Origin of the sequence: Streptomyces blattellae (assembly GCF_009709555.1) — a bacterium.
GTDB classification, from domain to species: Bacteria; Actinomycetota; Actinomycetes; order Streptomycetales; family Streptomycetaceae; genus Streptomyces; species Streptomyces blattellae.
In genome coordinates, this window is the sequence record NZ_WJBG01000213.1 from 18512 (window position 1) to 39280 (window position 20769).

General features: G+C 70.5%; 20 protein-coding genes. 6 read left to right on the forward strand and 14 right to left on the reverse strand.

Annotated features, from left to right (window positions below; genetic code table 11):
- Positions 1-100: 100 nt before the first annotated feature.
- The 9 genes from GFH49_RS28815 to GFH49_RS28855 form a co-directional block, all read right to left on the reverse strand.
- Positions 101-1699: an acyl-CoA carboxylase subunit beta gene (locus GFH49_RS28815; RefSeq protein ID WP_155058985.1), complete on the reverse strand. Its 1599-nt coding sequence runs from the start codon at positions 1697-1699 to the stop codon at positions 101-103.
- Entirely contained in the window at positions 1696-3384 is a 1689-nt protein-coding gene (locus tag GFH49_RS28820) for an acyclic terpene utilization AtuA family protein (RefSeq protein WP_155059097.1), read from the reverse strand. The genes GFH49_RS28815 and GFH49_RS28820 overlap by 4 nt, the downstream gene beginning before the upstream one ends.
- A gap of 50 nt (positions 3385-3434) precedes the next feature.
- On the reverse strand, positions 3435-4229 hold the full coding sequence (locus tag GFH49_RS28825; protein ID WP_155058986.1) for a TIGR03084 family metal-binding protein: 795 nt from the start codon (positions 4227-4229) through the stop codon (positions 3435-3437).
- Between the two features lie 252 nt (positions 4230-4481).
- Positions 4482-5438 carry an EamA family transporter gene (locus GFH49_RS28830; protein ID WP_155058987.1) on the reverse strand — a complete coding sequence of 319 codons (957 nt, stop codon included), beginning with the start codon at positions 5436-5438 and terminating at the stop codon, positions 4482-4484.
- Between the two features lie 121 nt (positions 5439-5559).
- Positions 5560-6690: a lipid II:glycine glycyltransferase FemX gene (locus GFH49_RS28835; RefSeq protein WP_155058988.1), complete on the reverse strand. Its 1131-nt coding sequence runs from the start codon at positions 6688-6690 to the stop codon at positions 5560-5562.
- 84 nt (positions 6691-6774) lie between these two features.
- Entirely contained in the window at positions 6775-7212 is a 438-nt protein-coding gene (locus GFH49_RS28840; protein WP_155058989.1) for a type II toxin-antitoxin system VapC family toxin, read from the reverse strand.
- The gene (locus GFH49_RS28845) at positions 7209-7466 is read right to left on the reverse strand and encodes a ribbon-helix-helix domain-containing protein (protein WP_230396551.1); all 258 of its coding nucleotides are present in this window, start codon (positions 7464-7466) and stop codon (positions 7209-7211) included. The genes GFH49_RS28840 and GFH49_RS28845 overlap by 4 nt, the downstream gene beginning before the upstream one ends.
- 101 nt (positions 7467-7567) lie before the next feature.
- Entirely contained in the window at positions 7568-8164 is a 597-nt protein-coding gene (locus GFH49_RS28850) for a hypothetical protein (protein WP_155058990.1), read from the reverse strand.
- 107 nt (positions 8165-8271) lie between these two features.
- Complete coding sequence (locus tag GFH49_RS28855; RefSeq protein ID WP_155058991.1) at positions 8272-11151, reverse strand: FAD-binding and (Fe-S)-binding domain-containing protein; 2880 nt, start codon at positions 11149-11151, stop codon at positions 8272-8274.
- 180 nt (positions 11152-11331) lie between these two features.
- On the opposite strand from GFH49_RS28855, the gene serC reads away from it, so the two are divergent.
- On the forward strand, positions 11332-12450 hold the full coding sequence (gene serC, locus GFH49_RS28860) for a phosphoserine transaminase (protein ID WP_155058992.1): 1119 nt from the start codon (positions 11332-11334) through the stop codon (positions 12448-12450).
- Between the two features lie 84 nt (positions 12451-12534).
- Here the strand turns inward: serC and GFH49_RS28865 are convergent, their stop codons facing one another.
- Both GFH49_RS28865 and GFH49_RS28870 read right to left on the reverse strand, forming a co-directional pair.
- A complete protein-coding gene (locus GFH49_RS28865; RefSeq protein ID WP_155058993.1) occupies positions 12535-13356 on the reverse strand; it encodes an ABC transporter permease in 822 nt (273 codons plus the stop codon).
- Positions 13353-14324: an efflux ABC transporter ATPase subunit, DrrA-related gene (locus GFH49_RS28870; protein WP_155058994.1), complete on the reverse strand. Its 972-nt coding sequence runs from the start codon at positions 14322-14324 to the stop codon at positions 13353-13355. Before GFH49_RS28870 ends, GFH49_RS28865 begins: the two co-directional genes overlap by 4 nt.
- A gap of 89 nt (positions 14325-14413) precedes the next feature.
- Between GFH49_RS28870 and GFH49_RS28875 the strand changes: the two genes are divergently transcribed.
- Positions 14414-15202: a TetR/AcrR family transcriptional regulator gene (locus GFH49_RS28875; protein WP_155058995.1), complete on the forward strand. Its 789-nt coding sequence runs from the start codon at positions 14414-14416 to the stop codon at positions 15200-15202.
- Between the two features lie 44 nt (positions 15203-15246).
- On the opposite strand, the gene GFH49_RS28880 is transcribed toward GFH49_RS28875, so the two are convergent.
- A complete protein-coding gene (locus GFH49_RS28880; protein WP_155058996.1) occupies positions 15247-16218 on the reverse strand; it encodes a WD40 repeat domain-containing protein in 972 nt (323 codons plus the stop codon).
- Between the two features lie 89 nt (positions 16219-16307).
- Here GFH49_RS28880 and GFH49_RS28885 point away from each other — a divergent pair, with 89 nt between their 5' ends.
- The 3 genes from GFH49_RS28885 (at position 16308) to GFH49_RS28895 (ending at position 18320) form a co-directional block, all read left to right on the forward strand.
- Positions 16308-16985: a GDSL-type esterase/lipase family protein gene (locus GFH49_RS28885; RefSeq protein WP_155058997.1), complete on the forward strand. Its 678-nt coding sequence runs from the start codon at positions 16308-16310 to the stop codon at positions 16983-16985.
- Positions 16986-17072: 87 nt separating this feature from the next.
- Positions 17073-17666: a Uma2 family endonuclease gene (locus GFH49_RS28890; RefSeq protein ID WP_155058998.1), complete on the forward strand. Its 594-nt coding sequence runs from the start codon at positions 17073-17075 to the stop codon at positions 17664-17666.
- Positions 17667-17681: 15 nt separating this feature from the next.
- A complete protein-coding gene (locus GFH49_RS28895) occupies positions 17682-18320 on the forward strand; it encodes a maltokinase N-terminal cap-like domain-containing protein (RefSeq protein ID WP_155058999.1) in 639 nt (212 codons plus the stop codon).
- 232 nt (positions 18321-18552) lie between these two features.
- Here GFH49_RS28895 and GFH49_RS28900 read toward each other — a convergent pair whose 3' ends face one another.
- Entirely contained in the window at positions 18553-19095 is a 543-nt protein-coding gene (locus GFH49_RS28900; RefSeq protein WP_155059000.1) for a MarR family transcriptional regulator, read from the reverse strand.
- Between the two features lie 102 nt (positions 19096-19197).
- Between GFH49_RS28900 and GFH49_RS28905 the strand changes: the two genes are divergently transcribed.
- Positions 19198-19581 (forward strand): hypothetical protein, encoded by a 384-nt coding sequence (locus GFH49_RS28905; RefSeq protein WP_155059001.1) that lies wholly within the window; start codon positions 19198-19200, stop codon positions 19579-19581.
- Between the two features lie 132 nt (positions 19582-19713).
- Here GFH49_RS28905 and GFH49_RS28910 read toward each other — a convergent pair whose 3' ends face one another.
- A complete protein-coding gene (locus GFH49_RS28910) occupies positions 19714-20706 on the reverse strand; it encodes an aldo/keto reductase (protein WP_155059002.1) in 993 nt (330 codons plus the stop codon).
- Between the last annotated feature and the right edge of the window lie 63 nt (positions 20707-20769).

A 20769-nucleotide genomic window follows, 5' to 3' on the forward strand; every position in this document is an offset into this window, starting at 1 on the left:
TCTCTTCCACTAGATCACCGCAGCCATCAATTGAGGAACCACCACGTCGAGCAACCAGGTCCGCGAGAGCGGCGGCGGTTTGGCCGCAAAGGACAGCGCCTCACATCCGGAAGACGCCGAAGCCGCCGCGGGCGCCCTCGAAGGGGGCGGTGTGGACGGCCGACAGGCACATGCCGAGGACGGTGCGGGTGTCGCGCGGGTCGATGACTCCGTCGTCGTACAGCCGCCCGGACAGGAACGCCGGCAGGGACTCGGACTCGATCTGCTGCTCCACCATCGCCCGCAGGGCCGCGTCGCCCTCTTCGTCGTACGGCTGCCCCTTCGCGGCGGCCGACTGGCGGGCGACGATCGACAGCACGCCGGCGAGCTGCTGCGGGCCCATGACGGCGGACTTGGCGCTGGGCCAGGCGAAGAGGAAGCGGGGGTCGTAGGCGCGGCCGCACATGCCGTAGTGCCCGGCGCCGTACGAGGCCCCCATGAGCACGGACAGATGCGGCACCGTCGAGTTGCTGACCGCGTTGATCATCATCGCGCCGTGCTTGATGATGCCGCCCTGCTCGTACTCCCTGCCGACCATGTAGCCGGTGGTGTTGTGCAGGAACAGCAGCGGGATGTCGCGCTGGTTGGCCAGCTGGATGAACTGGGCGGCCTTCTGGGACTCCTCGCTGAACAGGACCCCTCGGGCGTTCGCCAGCACCCCTGTGGGATAGCCGTGGAGCGTCGCCCAGCCGGTGACCAGGCTGGTCCCGTACATCGGCTTGAACTCGTCGAAGTCGGAGGCGTCGACGATCCGGGCGATCACCTCGCGCGGGTCGAAGGGGGTGCGCAGGTCGCCTGGGACGATCCCCAGCAGCTCGTCCGCGTCGTACTCGGGTGGCGCGGCCGGGCCCGGATCGCCGTACGCCTTGCGGTGGTTGAGGCGGGCGACGACGCGCCGTGCCTGCCGGAGCGCGTCCTGCTCGTCCACGGCGAAGTAGTCCGCGAGACCCGACACGCGCGCGTGCATCCCGGCGCCGCCCAGTGACTCGTCGTCGCTCTCCTCGCCGGTGGCCATCTTCACCAGGGGCGGTCCGCCGAGGAACACCTTCGCGCGTTCCTTGACCATGATCACGTGGTCGGACATGCCGGGGATGTACGCGCCGCCCGCGGTCGAGTTCCCGAAGACGACGGCGAGGGTCGGGATTCCGGCGGCGGACAGCCGGGTGAGGTCGCGGAAGACGGCGCCGCCCGGGATGAAGATCTCCTTCTGGCAAGGGAGGTCGGCGCCCCCGGACTCCACCAGGTTGACGCAGGGCAGCCGGTTGGCGAGCGCGATGTCGTTGGCGCGCAGGGCCTTCTTCAGGCTCCACGGGTTGCTGGCACCCCCGCGCACGGTCGGGTCGTTGGCGGTGATCAGGCACTCCACGCCCTCGACGACCCCGATGCCGGTGACGAGGGCGGCACCGACCGTGTAGTCACTGCCCCAGGCTGCCAGCGGCGACAGCTCCAGGAAGGGCGTGTCGGGGTCGAGGAGCAGCTCGATGCGCTCGCGGGCGAGGAGTTTTCCGCGTCCGCGGTGCCGCTCGACGTACTTCGGGCCGCCCCCCGCGAGCGCCTTCGCATGCTCGGCGTCCAGGTCGGCGAGCTTGGCGAGCATGGCCTCGCGGTTCGCCCGGTAGTCCGCGCCGTCGAGGTCGAGGGCCGTGCTGAGAACCGTCACAGGAGGGCCTCCGGGATGTCCAGGTGGCGGGAGCGCAGCCATTCGCCGAGGGCTTTGGCCTGCGGGTCGAAACGGTGCTGGGCGGCGACCCCTTCGCCGAGGATTCCCTCGACGACGAAGTTGAGGGCGCGGAGGTTGGGGAGCGGGTGGCGGGTGACGGTCAGCTCGCGGCTTTCGGGTATCAGCTGCCGGAATCTGTCCGTGGTCAGCTCGTGGACGAGCCATCGCCAGGCCTCGTCCGTCCGCACCCAGACACCGATGTTGGCGTTCCCGCCCTTGTCGCCGCTGCGGGCGCCGGCGACCAGGCCGAGAGGGGCACGTCTCCTGGGACCGTCCGACAGCGCCTCGGGCATGGGCGGGTCCGGTGCGGGGGCCTCTTCGTCGCCCTCTTCGTCGCCCTCTTCGTCGCGCTCTTCGTCGTCCTCTTTGTCGTCCTCGAACGCGGCGGTGTCGTGGGCCGGGGGCACAGGGATCAGGCGCCCGTCATGGAGGACGGCCATATGGGGAACGGCGCCATGGGGGACGTACACATCCTCGAAGACCCCATACGGCACGCCCTTTCCAGGTGGCGCGAGCACATGGAATCCGGGGTAGCTGGCGAGCGCCAGCTCCACGGCGGCACTGCTCAGCGCCCGTCCGACGGTCTCCTGGTCGGGGTCGCGCACGACGAGCCGGAGCAGGGCGCTCGCGGTCTCCTCGGTCGGGGCGTCGGCCCGGTCGGTGCGGACGAGGTCCCAACGGACATCGGCGGGCGGGGACTTGGCCAGGGCGTCCGTCATCTGCTCCCGCACCAGATCGGCCTTGGCCTCGATGTCGAGCCCGGTGAGGACGAAGGCGACCTCGTTGCGGAAGCCGCCGAGGTGGTTGACGCCGACCTTGAGGGTCGGGGGCGGAGCCTCGCCGCGTACGCCGTCGACACGGACACGGTCGGGGCCTTCCCGGGTCAGCCGTACGGTGTCCAGCCGGGCGGTGACATCCGGTCCCGCGTACCGGGCGCCGGACGTCTCGTACAGCAGCTGGGCCGTCACCGTGCCCACGTCCACGAAGCCGCCGGTGCCGGGGTGTTTGGTGATGACGGAGCTGCCGTCGGCGTGCAGTTCGGCGAGCGGAAAGCCGGGGCGGCGCAGGTCGTGGCCGCCGTCGCGGAAGAACGCGTAGTTACCGCCGGTGGCCTGTGCCCCGCACTCCAGCACGTGCCCGGCGACGACGGCGCCCGCGAGCCGGTCGTACTCCCCCGGCTGCCAGCCGAAATGGGCGGCGGCGGGCCCCATGACCAGGGCCGCGTCCGTCACCCGCCCGGTCACCACCACGTCGGCGCCCTCCCGCAGACAGGCCGCGATGCCGAAGCCGCCGAGGTAGGCGTGGGCGGCGAGGCTGCCGGGGTGCCGGGCGGTGAGGTCGTCGCCCTCGACATGCGCGACGCGGAGGGGGATGCCGAGCCGGTCCGCCAACTCCCTCACGGCGTCGGCGAGTCCGGCCGGGTTGAGCCCGCCCGCGTTGGTGACGATCCGGACGCCGCGCTCATGGGCGATGCCGAGGCACTCCTCCAGCTGGCGGAGGAAGGTGCGGGCGTAACCGGCGGCCGGGTCCTTCAGCCGGTCCCGTCCCAGGATGAGCATGGTGAGTTCGGCGAGGTAGTCGCCCGTGAGGACGTCGAGTTCACCGCCGGTGAGCATCTCGCGCATGGCGTCGAAGCGGTCGCCGTAGAAGCCGGAGGCGTTGCCGATACGCAGGCTCACGCGCCGGCTCCCTTCGGCGGGCGCCCGGCGCCGGACGGGCCCGCGAAGGCCTGGGCGATGTCCAGCCAGCGGTCGGCGTCCCGGCCCTCGGCCCGTACGGCGAGGTCGGCGCGGTGGGCACGCCGGGTGACCAGGAGGCAGAAGTCGAGGGCGGGGCCGGTGACGCGTTGCGGGGCGTCTTCGGGGCCGTAGGCCCACAACTCCCCGGAGGGGGCGAGGATTTCCACCCGGAACTCTTCGGCGGGTGCGGCCAGCCCGTGCACCGCGAAGGCATAGTTCCGGGCGCGCACCCCGATGCGGACCACATGCCGGAGCCGGTCCGTGGGTGGGCGGATCACACCCAGGGTGTCGGCGATGTCCTGCCCATGCGCCCAGGTCTCCATAAGCCGGCCGGTTGCCATAGAGGCGGCCGACATGGGTGGGCCGTACCAGGGAAAGCGCGTCCCCGTGTCGGCGGCACACAGGGTGCGGTCGAGTGCCTCGCGCCCGGACCGCCAGTCGGCGAGCAGCTCCGCGGGAGGCTTGGCCGCGCCCTCCCGCGCACCCTCGTCGACGAAGGTGTCCGACGCGGCGAACGCCTTCTTGACCTCGCGGCTGAAGGCGTCCGGGTCGGTCATGGCGAGCAGCGCACCACGGTCGGTCCAGGCGAGATGCGCGATCTGGTGGGCCACGGTCCAGCCGACGGCGGGAGTGTCCAGTGCCCACTCCCCCTCGGTCAGCTCCCCCACGAGCCGGTCGAGTGCCTCGCTCTCCTCACGCAGGTCGTCGATCACAGGCGTCGGATCAGACACGGTGCGCTCCCCTCGGGCACAGCGATGTGCGGTGGGTGGGCTGTGGCGCGGTGGCATGCGGGCCGGAGCCACGCGGTACGGTGCGCCACGCGGTGCGGTGCGCTTCGGAGCATGGCAGCGACGCAAAAAACAAGCAAGCGTGCTTGCATTAATTCACCGCTCGCCTCCCGCAACTGCGCATCCATGCGCATGGATGCGCACGTGGAGCCAGGTCGGGCTGGTGTTGCGGAGCCGGCTGCCGAGTGTCCCCACTCAGTTCCCCGCGACCCCGGCCTTCCCCCGCCCCACCTGAGTCCGGACCGCCCCCATGCTCGCGGTGATGACCAGGGCGATCGCGGCGGCCTCGGTGGCGGAGAGGGCCTGCTGGAGGACGAGGAAGCCGGCGGTTGCGGCGACGGCGGGTTCGAGGCTCATCAGGATGGCGAAGATGGAGGCGGGCAGGCGGCGGAGGGCGAGGAGTTCGAGGGTGTAGGGGAGCACGGAGGAGAGGATCGCGACGGCGGAGCCCAGTGCGACGGTCGTGGGGTCCAGGAGCTTCGGGCCCGATTCGGCGATCCCCAGCGGCAGGAACAGCACCGCCGCGACCGCCATCGCGAGGGCGAGCCCATCGGCCTGCGGGAAGCGTCGGCCCGTACGGGCACTGAAGACTATGTAGGCCGCCCACATGGCGCCGGCGCCCAGGGCAAAGGCCACACCTATGGGGTCCAGGCTGCTGAAGCCTCCACCGCCAAGCAGGAAGACACCGGTGACGGCGAGCCCGGCCCAGATGAGGTTGACGGCCCGGCGGGAGGCGAGGACCGAGAGGGCGAGCGGGCCGAGCACCTCAAGGGTGACGGCGGGGCCGAGGGGGATGCGGGCGACGGCCTGATAGAAGAGGCCGTTCATCGCGGCCATGGTGATTCCGAAGACGACGACCGTGCCCCAGTCGGTACGCGAGTGGCCGCGCACGCGCGGGCGGCAGATCAGCAGCAGCACCAGCGCCGCCGCCAGCAGCCGAAGGGTCACCACACCCAGCGCCCCCGCCCTCGGCATCAGACTCACCGCCAGCGCACCGCCGAACTGCACCGAGACACCCCCGGCCAGCACCAGGCCCACCGGCCCGAGGGCCCCCCAGCGGCGCGGGGCGCCCGCCGGAACGGCTCCGTGATCCGCCGCGGGAGCGACAGCCGAGGTCGGCTCGGACGGGGCGGCGGCGCTGGGGGTGCTCACGGGGCCTTCCAAGGTCTCGGCTCAGGGTTCGTGCATCACGATGCACTGCACAGTCCAGGGTAGTGGACTTCGTCAGGCGTGTGAACCCGTTATGCAACTGACCTGGTAGACGGGGTGAGCCTCAGCGGCGGGACATATACATATCCAGCGCCTTGTGCAGCAGCCGGTTGACCGGAAAGTCCCACTCCCCCAGGTACTCCACGGCCTCCCCGCCTGTGCCGACCTTGAAGCGCAGCAGGCCGATCAGGTGGTTGGACTCCTCCAGGGTGTCGGTGATGCCGCGCAGGTCGTACACGGCAGCTCCGAGCTCATGGGCGTCGCACATCATGCGCCACTGCATCGCGTTGCCGGGCTGGACCTCGCGCTTGCGGCCGGTGGAGGCGCCGTAGGAGTACCAGACGTGCTCGCCGACCGTCAGCATCGTGGCGGCGGCGAGGACGTCGCCGTCGTGGTGAGCGAGATAGAGCCGCATGCGGTCGGGGTATTCGGCGGTCAGCGCGGTCCGCATGCGCTGGAAGTAGGGCAGGGGGCGTGGGAGGAAACGGTCGCGCTCGGCGGTCTCGGTGTAGAGGTCGTAGAAGGCGGGCAGGTCGTCGTAACCACCGCGCACCACCTTCACGCCCGCCTTCTCGGCCTTCTTGATGTTGCGGCGCCACTGTTGATTGAGGCCGCGATGGATGTCGTCCAACGACCGCCCGGCAAAGGGGATTTGGAAGACGTACCGCGGCTGTCCGGCGGCGAAGCCCTCCTCGCCGCCCGGCTCGGTCTGCCGCCAGCCCGCGCGGCGCAGACGGTCGGCGAGGTCGACGGCACACGGTTCGTACGATGTCGCCTCCGCGTCGCGCAGCCGCCGGACCGCCGGGTCGGCGATGGCCGCCTTCACCGCGTCGGCACTCCACCGCCGTACGACAACAGGCGGGCCCATCCTGACCGAGAAGGCGCCCTGTTGCTTGAGGTGGGCCAGCATCGGCGCGAGCCAGCGCTCGCAGAGGCCGGGGGCGTGCCAGTCGATGAGCGGGCCCTCGGGCAGGTAGGCGAGGTACCTCTTCAGCTTCGGGATCGGCCGATACAACACCAGCCCGGCACCGACCAGCCGTCCGCCCTGCCCCTCGTCGAACCACCCCAGGCTCTCTGCCCGCCAGTCGGGCTTCACCCCACCCCAGGACGGCACCTGCATATGGCTGGCGGAGGGCCGGGACGCGACAAACGCCACGTGCTCGTCGCGGGTGATGGGTTGGAGGCGGAGGGGCATACCGGAGGGCTCCTGTCAGTGGCCGGGCAAGCCTGGTGAACCACCACCCTATGCACGGCTCGACCGCCTCTCCGCGCCACGCGGTCAGAGGTCGTCAGGCAAGAGCCGGAAGTGCGGGTACCTGCCATCGAGAGGGCGTATGGCACGGAAGTCACGTCGGTCGACGGTCAGGACCAGGTCTGTGTCGTGGTCGGCGGCGAGCACCACGGCCATGGCGTCGGCCAGGTCCAGGTCGAGCCTTCCGTACTGTTCACGCACTCCTACGGCCCGGGTGAGGAGTTTCGGCGTCGTCTCGGCGATCTGGAGGCGCCCGGCCTCGTAGCGGGACGCGATCGCCGTGACGTACCGGTCGGCGACGGCACGTCCGGCGCGTGAGGTGGCGACCTGGTGGATCTCGGTGACCGCCGATGGAGGGACGATGACCAGCCCTGCCGTGGTGACCGCGTGCAGAGCGCCGACATGGTCCTTGTCGTCGCGGTTGAGCGCGGCGAGGAGCCCGCCGGAGTCGGCGATGACGATCACGCGCTCGTCTCCGCCTTCCGGCTCGTGCTCTGCCGACGGGCGGCACGGATGTCGTCGTGAGTCACCGGCCCTCCGAGACCGGTGATCTCGTCGTCAGCGAAGAAGGGTTCGTCCCAGGTCCGCACGGAGAGGGCGGCGAGGTGGATGCCCCGACGGATTATCTCCGCCTCGGACACGCCGAGGCGAGCGGCACCCTCCTTGATGAGTGCCAGGTCATCAGCGTCGGCGTACACGTTCGTCCTCTGCATCGTCACATGTCCAAACCTAGCACATGTACCACGCGTGCACACAGGGGGGTGGCGACGCGGTACAGGGCGGAGTCGTCGGTCATGCCCCACCCTGCACCGCGTGCGGCTCAGTTCTCGTCGGCGGACTCGAAGTGGACCGGGATGTACTGGTCGTAGAGCCGGTTGTCGGTGGCCGTGAAGTCGGCCCGCGTGACGATCGCGCACTGCACGGTGACGTCGCACACGACCCCGTCCGCGATCTCGGGCTTGAGGTTGAGGGTCGTGGTGAACCGGCCGCCCTCCTCGTAGGGGATCGTGACGCCGGGCGTGCCCGTGCCCTGGTCGGTGATGCGGCGGGCCGAGCCGTCCGTGGACTCCCGGCCGCCGAGGCAGGGGGTGGGCAGCGTGGTGTACGTGGCGGGATCGCCGACGCGGACGGTGTCAGGGATCACGCAGAACGTCAGGAAGATGCCCTGACCGCGGTTGTATCCCGAGCCCGTGACGCCGACCGTGGCGCCCTCCGCGGGCAGCACCGTGGACTCGGCCTTCAGCCGCAGGTGGAAGTCCTGGCCGTCGGCCGTGGTGACGGTGCGGTGGGCGTACCCGGCGACCGGCGCCCCGGACGGGGACGCGAACGCGGTCCCGGCCAGGGGAAGTATCGCGGCCAGTCCCGCGGCCGTGGCCGCGAGCGTGCCGCGCAGGATCGTCTTGGTGGGGGGTTTCATGGAGCCGATTCGTCCTTTTCATCTGGGCCATATGTGTGTTCACTGTGAATTGCCTGATCACATGCCCTCGAACATGAATGATTGGCAATCAACAACCCTTAACACACTTACACTTCACCCGCCGCAGCACCCCCCAGCGCCTCGGCCAGCACCTCCGCCAGATGCCTCCCCCGCACCCCGGCCAACTGCTCCAGCTGGGTCCGGCAGGAGAAGCCGTCGGCCAGCACCACCGCCCCCTCGCCCGCCTCCCGCACCGCCGGCACCAGCTGCTCCTCCGCGCACGCCACCGACACCCCGAAGTGCCCCTTCTCAAAGCCGAAGTTGCCGGCCAGCCCACAGCACCCGCCGCTCAACTCACCTGTCAGCCCGGCCGCTTGGCGAAGCCGCCGGTCGGCCGCGTCCCCCAGCACCGCGTGCTGGTGGCAGTGGGTCTGCCCGACCGCCGGACGGTCCACGCGAGGCGGTGTCCAGTCGGGCGCCAGACGCTCCAGCGCCTCCGCGAAGGTCAGGACGCGGTCGGCCAGCCGGCGGGCGCGGGGGTCGTCGGGGAGGAGTTCCGGCACGTCGCAGCGCAGGGCCGCCGCGCAGCTGGGCTCCAGGACGATGACGGGTACCGGACGGTCCAGGTCCAGCAAGGGCTCCAGAAGATCCAGCGTCCGGCCCAACACCTGCCGCGCCCGGTCGAGTTGGCCCGTCGACACATACGTCAGGCCGCAGCAGACCCGCCCCCGGCGGCCCGCCATCGTCCGCGTCGGCGGCGGCACCGCAGAGATCCCCGCCGCCTCCAGGACCCGTACGGCCGCCTGCCCCACCGTCGGCGACAGATGCTCGGTGAAGGTGTCCGGCCACAGCAGGGCGACCGTGTGGAGGCCGTCGCCGAAGGAGGCGTCGCCTTCCCGTACGGGCCGCAGCACCCGTCCGGCCCGCTCCTCGACCCGGCGCCCCCACCACCGGCTGAACGTCTCCGTCGCCACCCGCGGAATCTCCCGTTCGGGCGCGATCCCGCCCAGCCGTTTCGCCACCCGGGCCAACGGCCATACCGAAGCGAGGGCGTTGACCAGCCCTCCGGTGCGGGTACGCGCCACCGCCCGCAGCCACACCGGCAGCCATCCCATGCTGTAGTGCGCGGCCGGGCGGCGCCGCCCCGCGTAGTGGTGGTGCAGGAACTCCGCCTTGTACGTGGCCATGTCCACCTCGACCGGGCAGTCCGACCGGCACCCCTTGCAGGACAGGCACAGATCCAGCGCGCCCCGGACCTCCTCCGAGCGCCAGCCGTCCGTCACCAGTTCGCCCGCCAGCATCTCGTGCAGCAGCCGGGCACGCCCGCGCGTGGAGTGCTGCTCCTCGCCGGTCGCGCGGAAGGACGGGCACATGACGGAAGGCCCCGACACCGAGGTCGTACGGCATTTCGCGACCCCCACGCACCGCCGGACCGCCGCCGAGAAGTCGCCGCCGTCGGACGGGTAGCCGAAGACGACGTCCACCGGCTCGCGCGGCAGGACGGAGAAGCGGAGATTCGCGTCCAGTGCCGCAGGCCGCACCAGCATGCCCGGGTTGAGCAGGTCGTCCGGGTCCCACACCCCCTTCGCCCGCTCGAACAGCCCCACCATCTGCTCCCCGTACATCTTCGGCAGCAGCTCAGCCCGCGCCTGCCCGTCCCCGTGCTCCCCCGACAGCGAGCCGCCGTGCGCCACGACGATCCCGGCCAGCTCCTCCGAGAAGCGCCGGAAGCGGCCGATCCCCGCCTCGGAGAGCAGGTCGAAGTCGATGCGGACGTGGATGCAGCCGTCCCCGAAGTGCCCGTACGGCGTCCCGCGCAGCCCGTGGGCGTTCAGCAGCCCTCTGAAGTCCCGCAGATACGCGCCCAGCCGGGCCGGCGGCACCGCGCAGTCCTCCCAGCCCGGCCAGGCCTCGCTGCCGTCCGGCATCCGGGTCGCCGTGCCGCTGGCGTCCTCCCGGATGCGCCACAGCGCCCGTTGCCCGGCCGGGTCGGTCACGACCAGGGAGTCCACGACATCGGCCGCCCGTACGATCGCGTCCGCACGCGCGCGTGCCTGCGCCGCGTCCGACCCGCCCGTCTCCACGAACAGCCAGGCCCCGCCCCGGGGCAGCGCGGCGGCCGACGGCACCAGGTCCGCCGCCATCCCCTCCACCGTCAGCGGCCGGTACGGCAGCAGCCCGGCCGCCGCCTGGGCGGCAGCGCTCTCGTCGGCGTACGCCAGCACGGCCAGCGCACGCGCGCGTGGCGCCTGGACCAGTCGTACGACCGCTTCCGTCAACACACCCAGCGTGCCCTCACTCCCGCAGAAGGAACGGGCCGCATCGGCGCCCTTCTCGGGCAGCAGCGCGTCCAGCGCGTATCCGGAGATACGGCGGGGCAGGTCGGGGAATCCGGTCCGCAGCCGCGCCAACTCCCCGTCCACCAGGGCCCGTAGTCCCTCCGGCGCCCCGGCCCACCCCGGCCCGAGCCGCAGTCGTTCGCCGCGCGCGGTGAGCACGGACAGTTCCCGCACGCTGTCCGCGGTGGTCCCCCACGCCACGGAGTGCGAGCCGCAGGAGTTGTTGCCGATCATTCCGCCGAGCGTGCACCGGCTGTGGGTGGAGGGGTCGGGCCCGAAGCGCAGTCCGTGCGGGGCGGCGGCCTCCTGGAGGCGGTCGAGGACCAGGCCGGGCTGGACGACGGCGGTGCGTGTCGCCGGGTCGAGTGACACGACACGGTTCATGTGCCGGGTGAAGTCCAGCACGACACCGGTGCCGGTCGCCTGCCCGGCGATGGAGGTGCCGCCGCCCCGCGCGACGACCGGCACCATGTGGTCCCGGCACACCTCCAGCACGGCCGCGACGTCGTCGGCGTCATGTGGTGCCACCACACCCAACGGGACACGTCGGTAGTTGGAGGCGTCCATGGTGGTCAGCGCCCGCGAGGTGACGTCGAAGGCGACCTCACCCCGGACGACCTTGCGCAAACCGGCCTCTAGATCAGTCATGCGTCCACACTCTCAGCCCGTGCCGAGGGCTCAGCCCGTGCGCGGCGGTTGGGGCGGCCGCTGGGGGCGGCGGCTGAGGGCGGCGCCAGCCCCCACGGACCCGGCCACCACGGCCACGACGGCGTCTCAGCCGACGGACTACGTTTCGACCACGTTTCCCCCACCGGCTACCCTCCAGTCGTGGCTGAGATCCAGATTCCCGCTGACATCAAGCCCGCCGACGGACGTTTCGGCGCTGGCCCCTCCAAGGTGCGGACGGAAGCGCTGGACGCGCTGGCCGCGACCGGTACCTCCCTCATGGGCACCTCCCACCGCCAGGCCCCGGTGAAAAACCTGGTCGGCAAGGTGCGCGAGGGCATCCGCGAACTGTTCCAGCTCCCCGACGGCTACGAGGTGGTCCTCGGCAACGGCGGCTCGACCGCGTTCTGGGACGTCGCGACCCACGGAATGATCGAGCACAAGTCCCAGCACCTCACGTTCGGCGAGTTCTCCTCCAAGTTCGCCAAGGCCGCCAAGCTCGCCCCCTGGCTCGCGGAGCCGGACGTCATCTCCGCCGACCCCGGCACGCACCCCGAGCCGGTCGCGGCGGAGGGCGTCGACGTCTACGCCTTCACCCACAACGAGACCTCCACCGGCGTCGCCATGCCGATCAAGCGGGTGGCCGGTGCCGACGAGGGCGCGCTGGTCCTGGTCGACGCCACCTCGGGCGCCGGCGGCCTCCCGGTGGACGTGTCGGAGACGGACGTCTACTACTTCGCCCCGCAGAAGTCCTTCGCCTCCGACGGCGGCCTGTGGATCGGCGTCTTCTCCCCCGCCGCGATCGAACGCGCCGAGCGCGTTCACTCGTCCGGCCGCCACGTGCCGGAGTTCTTCAGCCTGCCCACGGCGATCGACAACTCCCGCAAGAACCAGACGTACAACACCCCGGCCCTCGCCACCCTCTTCCTCCTCAACGAGCAGCTGGAGTGGATCAACGGCCAGGGCGGCCTGGACTGGGCGGTCCGGCGCACCGCCACCTCCGCGCGCACCCTGTACGGCTGGGCCGAGGACATCAAGTACGCCAACCCGTTCGTCGCCGACCCGGCCAAGCGCTCGGCGGTCATCGGCACGATCGACTTCACGGACGAGATCGACGCCGCCGCCGTCGCCAAGGTCCTGCGCGCGAACGGCATCGTCGACACCGAGCCCTACCGCAAGCTCGGCCGCAACCAGCTCCGCGTCGCGATGTTCCCGGCGATCGACCCGGCGGACATCGAGGCGCTGACCAAGTGCGTCGACTACGTCATCGAGAAGCTGTAGGCGGTACGACACAAGGGGCGCCCGGAACTGTCCGGGCGCCCCTTGTGTCGTATGAGGGGTCATCAGCCCTGAGCCTGAGCCGAATCAGCGGCTCAGCTTCTGGAACCGCCGGACGGCGAGCGGCAAAAAGATCAGTGTGAGGATCACCGGCCACACCCCCGCCATGAGCAGCGCGTGCTGCTCGACCCAGGAGTCGCCGGTCGCGCCCGGTGCGCCGAAGAGGTCGCGGGTGGCCGCCGCCGTGGAGGAGATGGGGTTCCAGGCGGCGACCCAGCCGAGCCAGTCGGGCATCAGCTGCGGGGCGACGAAGATGCTGGAGATCATCGTCAGCGGGAAGGCGACCGCGAAGAGTCCGCCCGCCGCCTCGGGGTTGGGCACGAGCAGGCCCAGCCAGACACCGATCCAGATCAGCGCGAACCGCAGCCACAGCAGCAGGCCGAAGGCCGCGAGGAAACCGAAGCCGCCGTCCGGCCGCCAGCCCATCGCGAACGCCGTCAGCATCATGATGCCGAGTTCCGCGCAGGCCACGAGCAGGTCGGTCACCCCGCGCCCGGCGACCACCGCGGACGAGGCCATCGGCATGGAGCGGAACCGGTCGATGACGCCCTTGGTGGAGTCGTACACCACGACGGTGGCCGTGTTGATGAAGCCGAACGCCATGGTCATCACGAACATGCCCGGCATCAGGAAGTCCTGGTAGTCCCCACCGCCGGGCACCGTCATGGCGCTGCCGAAGACATAGCCGTAGAGGAGGACGGACAGGATCGGGAAGCCCAGCTGCCAGGCGATGTTGACGGGCTGGCGCTGGTAGTGGGTGAGGCCGCGGCGGACGATGTTCCAGCAGTCGGCGAGCACCCAGTAGGTGCGGCTTCGGGTGGGGTGCCCGGTCAGGTCCAGGGCGCTCACTTCGCGGCCTCCTTCTCGGTCGTCTCCGTACGGTGCCCGGTCAGCCGCAGGAACACGTCGTCCAGGCTGGGCCGGCGCAGGCCTATGTCCTCGACCGGCACACCTTCGTCCTGGAGCGTGCGGGCGACCTCGGTGAGTGCCGACACGCGGTCGGTCACCGGCGCGTGCACGCGCAGTTCGGTCTCGTCGGTCTCGGGTTCGCCGTCGGAGACGCGGGCGACGACCTTCACCGCGCGGGGGATGTCGGCGCGTTCGCTGAGCACGACCTCGATGCGGTCGCCGCCGACCCGGTTCTTCAGCCCGTCCGGGGAGTCGTCGGCGATGGCCCGGCCCTGGTCGATGACGGTGATGCGGGAGGCCAGCTTGTCGGCCTCCTCCAGGTACTGCGTGGTCAGCAGCACGGTGGTGCCGCCCGCCACCAACGCCCGTACGGATTCCCAGACTTCGCCCCGGCTGCGCGGGTCGAGTCCTGTCGTCGGCTCGTCCAGGAAGAGGACGGCCGGGGCGAGGATCATCGACGCGGCGAGGTCGAGGCGGCGCCGCATGCCGCCGCTGTAGGCGCCGACGCCCTTGTCGGCGGCGTCGGCGAGGGCGAACTGCTCCAGCAGCTCGGTGGCGCGCAGCCGCGCCCGCTTCCCGCCCAGGTGGAACAGCCGGCCGAACATCTCCAGGTTCTGCCGACCGGTGAGCACCTCGTCCACGGCGGCGTACTGCCCGGTCAGCCCGATCCTGGCGCGCACGTCGCGCGGCTGTCGTACGACGTCCAGGCCTGCCACCGTCGCCCGCCCGCCGTCCAGTCGCACAAGCGTGGACAGGATGCGGACGGCGGTGGTCTTGCCGGCGCCGTTCGGCCCGAGCAGGCCGTGCACGGTGCCTTCGCGCACGGTGAGGTCGAAGCCGTCGAGGGCGCGTTTCTCGCCGTACCGCTTCTCCAGCCCCTCCGCCCGGACCGCGTAACCGTCACTCATGTAGTCCCCCTTCTCCTCAACCGAGTACACCGTACCCCATTGTGCGTACGCCGTACTCAATTTTTCGCCGAGGACCTAAGCTGAACGGCATGACAAGCGGCAAGGGCGGTACCGGCTCCACGGAGACCAGCGGCAGCGGCGACATCGCGCGCACGCTCGAACTGCTGTGGGACACCGGCCGGCGCCCCAGCCGCGGCCCGAAGCCGGGGCTGAGCCTGGACCAGATCGTGGAGGCGGCCGTCCGGATCGCGGACACGGAGGGCCTGGAGGCGCTCTCCATGCGCCGTGTCGCCACCGAACTCGGCACCGGCGCCATGTCCCTCTACCGCTATGTCCCCGGCAAGGGCGAACTGCTCGACCTGATGCTGGACCGCGTCCAGAAGCCGTCCGAGGACCCGGCCGGCGACGGCGGCTGGCGCCCGGCGCTTCAGGCCCTGGGCCGCGCCACCCTCGCCCTCTACCGGCGCCACCCCTGGCTGCTCCAGGTCAACCAGACCCGCCCGATCCTCGGCCCGAGCGCGCTCGACGGCATGGAGAAGGTGCTCACGCTCATCCGGCCGATGGGACTCACCGACCCCGAGCTGGTCTCGGCGATCATCACGATCGAGGGGTACGTGGTCGGCGCCGCGCGCACGCAGCTGTACCAGCAGGAGGCGGAGCGCCGGACCGGCCTGACGGACGCGGAGTTCTGGCAGGCCCAGGTGCCCACGCTGGAAAAGGCCATGGCATCGGGCCACTACCCGGTGATGGCCTCCCTCTCCGAGGACGCCTTCGGCCCCGACTTCGACCACTTCGAGTTCGGGCTGCAGCGGATCCTGGACGGGCTGGAGGTGCTTGTCGCGGGCCGCGCGGAGGCGGCATCAGCACGCGGCGAGTGAAGGCGACTGAAGAAGTACCCCTTCGCGCATACGACTACGACCGGCTACGACCGGCGCAGGATCCGCCTGAACCAGAGGCCCACGCCGAGCGTGACGACGACCGCGATGGCACCGACCTTCAGACCTTCGCTGTCGCCCTCACCCCCACCGCTCGCCGCCGAACCCCCGTTCCCGGAGGACGAGTCGGACCCGTCGGGACGGTCGGGCGCGTCCCTGGCCTCCACCTCGCTGTTCACGCCCTCGCTCCCCAGCATCAGCTTCGTCCCGTCGACGCTGTAGGTGACGGACTCCCCCTGGCCGATGGGCACGCTGATCCGCTCCTGCCGCTTGATCTTCCCGCCGTTCCAGTCGTAGGAGATCCCGCCGAAGTATCCGCGGACGGCGAGTTGCTCGCCGTCGGGTGAGAAGGCGGCGTCGGTGGCCCAGAGGTCGACGGCGGCGGTCGGCTTGAAGACGTTGGTGCCGGAGGCGGAGAGCTTGGCCGGGCCCTCGTACAGATGCCCGCCGTCCTCCTGCTTGTCGATGATGTAGACGCGCCCGGTCTTCGGATGGACGATCATCGACTCGGCGTCGCGGGAGCCGTCCGAGTACTTCACGACGTACTGCGTGGCCCGGACGGTCTGGTCGGTGAGGTTCTTGGGCTCGGGCAGCTGGTAGATCCACACATAGGACCAGGTGACCCCGTCGTTGTCGCCGATGTCGCCGACGTAGATCTGGTTGTCCGGCCCGATGGCGATGGCCTCGACGTCGCGCGGCATGCCCACACCGGTCATGGTGATCCTGGCGACGGTCTTGCCGGTGCTGCTGTCGACGGCGTAGAGGTAGGCGCCGTCGTCCTGGTCGTTGTGCGTCCAGTAGATGCCCGGGTGCTGGCGTGAGGCGGCGAGGCCACTGGACTCGGTGATACGGGAGTCGCTGATGGTGAAGGTCTCGTCGCCGTCGGCGGCGGAGGCGGGCAGGGCGAACACACCCACGAGGAGGAGAACCCCGGCAAGGAACGCGAGCGATCGGCGCATGCCCCCAAGACTGCCATCCCGAGCCCTCGTTCACGGAGCGTGTCGGGCTTCACATCCCACGGACGCCGGTGATCGTCCATCATGAGCGGATGCTCAGGTTCATGCCCGTCGGCGATTCCATGACCATCGGAAGCGCGGGCGAACACACATGGCGTCACCGGCTGTGGCAGCACCTGCGCGAGACGTACGGCGGCCCGTTCGCGCTGGTCGGCCCGCGCGAGACGCTGTACGACCAGGCCACGGGCACCCCCACGTCGTACGAGTACGCCGACCCCGGATTCCCCCGCGCCCATCTCGCCGGCTGGGGCGAGGGCTGGCTGCACATGACCCCGCTGATCGGCGACGCGGTGCGGTCCTGCCGGGCGGATGTGCTGCTGGTGGCGCTGGGCCTGATCGACCTGGGCTTCTACACGAACGCCGAGCAGACCGCGGAGAACGCACGGGCCTTCGTGGCGGCGGCGAGGGCGGCGAAACCGCGGGTGCGGATGGTGGTGCTGCCGGTGATCCCCAACATACGGGCGGAGCAGGACGCGGATTTCGCAGCGCAGGTGACCCGCTTCAACGAACTGCTGGCAAAGGCGGTGGCCGACCTGGACGAGCCGCGCTCACCACTCCTCCTGGCCTCCCCGCCACTGCCGTACGACATCAACCTCGACACCTACGACGGCACGCACCCCAACGCGAGCGGCGAGCACAAGATCGCGGCGGCGTTCGCGGACGCGATCTATCAGGCGTGGGACGTGGGGGAGCCGTACCAGGACATGTGAGGTTGCTCTCCGTGCCCTGGTCACCGTGCGTATCGTTGTACTGCGCGGCTGCACCTGTCCGTGGGGCAGCCGGGGAGGAGCGCCACGATGACCCTCGTAGACGACAGGATCGCCATGGCCGAGGCCGACGCCAACACCAAGCGTTTGGACGAGTGGTTCGAACGCCTTGAGCGGATGCCCGTCCCCGAAGGATTCAGGGTCGAGATCGTCGGGGGCAACGTCTACATGACGCCGCAGCGGAACACGCACTGGCAGGTCATTCGCCGGATCCTATGGGCCCTTGAGGACAGGTTCGGGAGGGAGGTCAAGGTGTTCTCGGACGTCCGCATCGACTTCCCTGGCCACGAGAACGGCTTCTGCCCTGACGTCGCCATGCTCAAGGACTCGGCGAAGATGGATGCCGCGGGCCACTGGCGTTACCAGGATGTCCAGTTCGTCGCAGAGGTCATCTCCAAGGGCACGGCCGAAAACGACTATGTCCACAAGAGGCTCGCGTACGCGGAGGCCGAGGTCCCCCTCTACGTCATCGCCGATCCCTACCAGCGCCGGTGCCACGTCTACACCAACCCCAAGAGCGGCGACTACGAGGACCCGCAGCGGGTGGACTTCGGCACCGACATCGATCTGACCGGCACGGTGATCGACCTCGTCCTCAAGACCGACGGCTTCCCCCGGGACTGATGGGATGGTGGGGGCATGGCTCTCATCCACCACACCACCGTCAAGCCGACCAAACTGGAACTGCTGACCGCCTGGCTGCCGACTCGCCCGTGGTACGTCGGCGGCGCGGGTGGACCGGTGCTGACGAAGGCCGGGGGCTTTCGGCTGGATGACCCCGAGGGCGAGGTCGGCATCGAGTTCATGGTGGCCACCGACACGTCCGGCCCGCACCCCACGCCCTACCTCGTGCCGCTCACCTACCGCGGCGCCCCGCTCGGCGGCGCCGAGCACGCCCTCGTCGGCACGATGGAGCACGGTGTGCTGGGCAGGCGCTGGGCCTACGACGGCTGCCACGACCCGGTGCTGGTCGCCCAGTTGCTCGCCCTGGTCGAGGGCCGCGTCCAGGCCCAGGCGCAGGGCGTCAGCGACACCCCGGACCGCGAGGTCGCCCGCTCCTGCACCGGCCCCGCCCTCCCCTCCACCGCCACAGCCGCCGACGACGACCAGGACGGCACCGCGCTCCGCCTCTCCGACGGCACGTCCGTACTCCGCCTGCACCGGCGCCCGCGGCCCGGCACGGAGGCGGCGCCCGAGGGCTCGCTCGGCCACATCACCGGCGCCTGGGAGCTGCCGGACGGCACGCGAGCACGGGGTCTGTTCGCGGCGCTGCGCTGACGCCGGTCACGCCGCGCCCCGGACCGCCTCCCACAGCGACTCCCCCACCACGAACCGCGGGGACGCGACGTACGCCAGAGTGCCGTCACAGCCGAGGCTGTCCGGGAGGGGATGCCGAGCGGGTCCGCGACGAGATGCGGGGCTTCGACTGGCTACCGACACCCGACGAAGCATGGGACCGTGCCGTGGAGGTCCAGTCCCCGTCGTCGACAAGGGCAACCGGAAAGCCCTGTCAGTCTCCGACCTGATCATGCCCGCGCTGGACCTCCGTCGGGCAGGGCTCGGCCCGGCCCGGTTCCTCGCCGCTGACCGCGGCTTCGTATGCGAGCAGTGTGTCGACGAAGAGCTGCCGCTGATCCGGCGTCAGGGGAGCCAGTGCCTTGCGCCAGGCGGACGCGCCCGGGGCGAGCCATGAGGTGATCGCAGGTTGTTGGTCGGCCGCGATGCCGATGATCCGCCGGCGCCGATCCGCCGCGTCCTCGCGCCGCTCCAGGATTCCTTGCCGGCTCAGGTCACCCACCAGCAGGCTCACCGTCGTGGGAGCGACCTGAAGTCGAGCAGCCAGCTCGTTCACGGTCATCGGCCCGTCAAAGAGCAGGTAGGAGAGCAGGGAGAGGTGACGCGGCGCCAGCGAGAAGGACCGCAGCGCCTCGGGCACGGGGATCCTCTTGACCCGGCCCACCATCCGGGGCATGAGCAGCAGCAGCGCCCTGACGGTGTCATCGACTCCGTTCTCGTCGCCCTCGTCGGCATCGTGCGCCCTGGGTGTTGACATTACACACACCTCCCCACTTACCTTTACCTTTAAAGATATTTCGCTTTGCTTCCAAAGTGAAATTTCTTCATGGTACCCACCAGTGCGAACGGAGACCCCACCATGCCGCACTTCATCATGCACATCCGCGAAGAAACCCTCGACGGGGCGGTCGAACCGAAGCTGATCAGCGCCTTGACCGACGCGGTCGGCGCCGTATACGGCGAGGAGCTCCGCCGCCTGGTCAAGGTGGACCTGATCGGCATCCCGCAGCACCGCCGGGGCGTCGGCGGCGTACCCGCCGAAACCGACGCCCTGCTCGTCACCCTCAGCATGCGCGAGGCGGCTTTTCACCTTCCGGAGATCCCGGACGCTCCCGCCCGCCTGGTCGCCACCACCACCGACGCGCTGGCAGGCGTCCTTGGCGAGGGCATCCGCAAGCAGATCATCGTAACGATCGTCGGCGTCCCGGACGGTCGCACCGGAGTTGGCGGCACGGTGGCCTGACGCACGTGTGTGGGCAGGGACCGCCGGTGCCTGCCCACACCCCACACAGCCGTCGACAACCCGGTGAACCTGTGTGACAGCACTAAGGGCCCTGCGGAGGAGCGGCGGCCTTGGGCACGGCGGCCCGGTTGGTCACCAGGCGAATGCCTCCGGGGATGGCCCCGGGCCGGGGAAGATCTCGTCGAGAGCCGACAGAAGTTCCTCCGACAGCTCCAGTTCGGCCGCTCGCAGCGCGGAGTCGAGTTGCTCGGCGGTGCGCGGGCCGATGATCGGTCCGGTCACGCCGGGCCGGGTGAGCAGCCAGGCCAGGGCGGCCTCGCCGGGTTCGAGCCCGTGCTTGTCGAGCAGGTCCTCGTAGGACTGGATCTGCGCGCGGACGGCCGGATCGGTGAGCGCGTCGGCGGTCCGGCCGCTCGCCCGGCGCCCGCCCTCGACCTCCTTCTTGATGACGCCGCCCAGTAGCCCACCGTGCAGCGGCGACCAAGGGATGACGCCGAGCCCGTAGTCCCGGGCGGCCGGGATGACCTCCATCTCGGCGCGGCGCTCGTAGAGGTTGTAGAGGCACTGCTCGCTCACGAGGCCGATGGTGCCGCCGCGGCGGGCGGCGATCTCGTTGGCCTGGGCGATCTTGTATCCAGGGAAGTTGCTGGACCCCACGTAAAGGATCTTGCCTTGCTGGACGAGGACGTCGATAGCCTGCCAGATCTCCTCGACGGGAGTGTTCCGGTCGATGTGGTGGAACTGGTAGACGTCGATGTAGTCGGTCTGCAGTCGCTTGAGTGAGGCGTCGACGGCCCGCCGGATGTTCACCGCCGACAGTTTGTCGTGGTTCGGCCACGCCTCGCCGTCCGCGCCCATGTTGCCGTACACCTTGGTCGCGAGGACGACCTTGTCGCGGCAGTCGCCGCGTTTGGCGAACCAGTTGCCGATGATGCTCTCCGTGCGGCCCTTGTTCTCGCCCCACCCGTACACATTGGCCGTGTCGAAGAAATTCAGCCCCGCGTCGAGCGCGGCGTCCATGATGGCGTGACTGTCGGCTTCGCCGGTCTGCGGTCCGAAGTTCATGGTTCCGAGGACGAGCCTGCTGACCTTGAGTCCCGTACGTCCGAGCTGCGTGTACTTCATGAGCCCCCAGCCAACGCCTTCGAGCCCACTCAAGGCAAGAGTTCCACTCGGCACTTCATCGCC

Bases quoted from the DNA above. Each gene is read 5' to 3' on its own strand.
- GFH49_RS28820 (WP_155059097.1), bottom strand. From the start codon at position 3,384: ATGCGCGAGATGCTCACCGGCGGTGAACTCGACGTCCTCACGGGCGAC.
- GFH49_RS28835 (WP_155058988.1), bottom strand. From the start codon at position 6,690: ATGCCCCTCCGCCTCCAACCCATCACCCGCGACGAGCACGTGGCGTTT.
- GFH49_RS28850 (WP_155058990.1), bottom strand. From the start codon at position 8,164: ATGAAACCCCCCACCAAGACGATCCTGCGCGGCACGCTCGCGGCCACG.
- GFH49_RS28855 (WP_155058991.1), bottom strand. From the start codon at position 11,151: ATGACTGATCTAGAGGCCGGTTTGCGCAAGGTCGTCCGGGGTGAGGTC.
- GFH49_RS28870 (WP_155058994.1), bottom strand. From the start codon at position 14,324: ATGAGTGACGGTTACGCGGTCCGGGCGGAGGGGCTGGAGAAGCGGTAC.
- GFH49_RS28875 (WP_155058995.1), top strand. From the start codon at position 14,414: ATGACAAGCGGCAAGGGCGGTACCGGCTCCACGGAGACCAGCGGCAGC.
- GFH49_RS28880 (WP_155058996.1), bottom strand. From the start codon at position 16,218: ATGCGCCGATCGCTCGCGTTCCTTGCCGGGGTTCTCCTCCTCGTGGGT.
- GFH49_RS28885 (WP_155058997.1), top strand. From the start codon at position 16,308: ATGCTCAGGTTCATGCCCGTCGGCGATTCCATGACCATCGGAAGCGCG.
- GFH49_RS28890 (WP_155058998.1), top strand. From the start codon at position 17,073: ATGACCCTCGTAGACGACAGGATCGCCATGGCCGAGGCCGACGCCAAC.
- GFH49_RS28895 (WP_155058999.1), top strand. From the start codon at position 17,682: ATGGCTCTCATCCACCACACCACCGTCAAGCCGACCAAACTGGAACTG.
- GFH49_RS28900 (WP_155059000.1), bottom strand. From the start codon at position 19,095: ATGTCAACACCCAGGGCGCACGATGCCGACGAGGGCGACGAGAACGGA.
- GFH49_RS28905 (WP_155059001.1), top strand. From the start codon at position 19,198: ATGCCGCACTTCATCATGCACATCCGCGAAGAAACCCTCGACGGGGCG.
- GFH49_RS28910 (WP_155059002.1), bottom strand. From the start codon at position 20,706: ATGAAGTACACGCAGCTCGGACGTACGGGACTCAAGGTCAGCAGGCTC.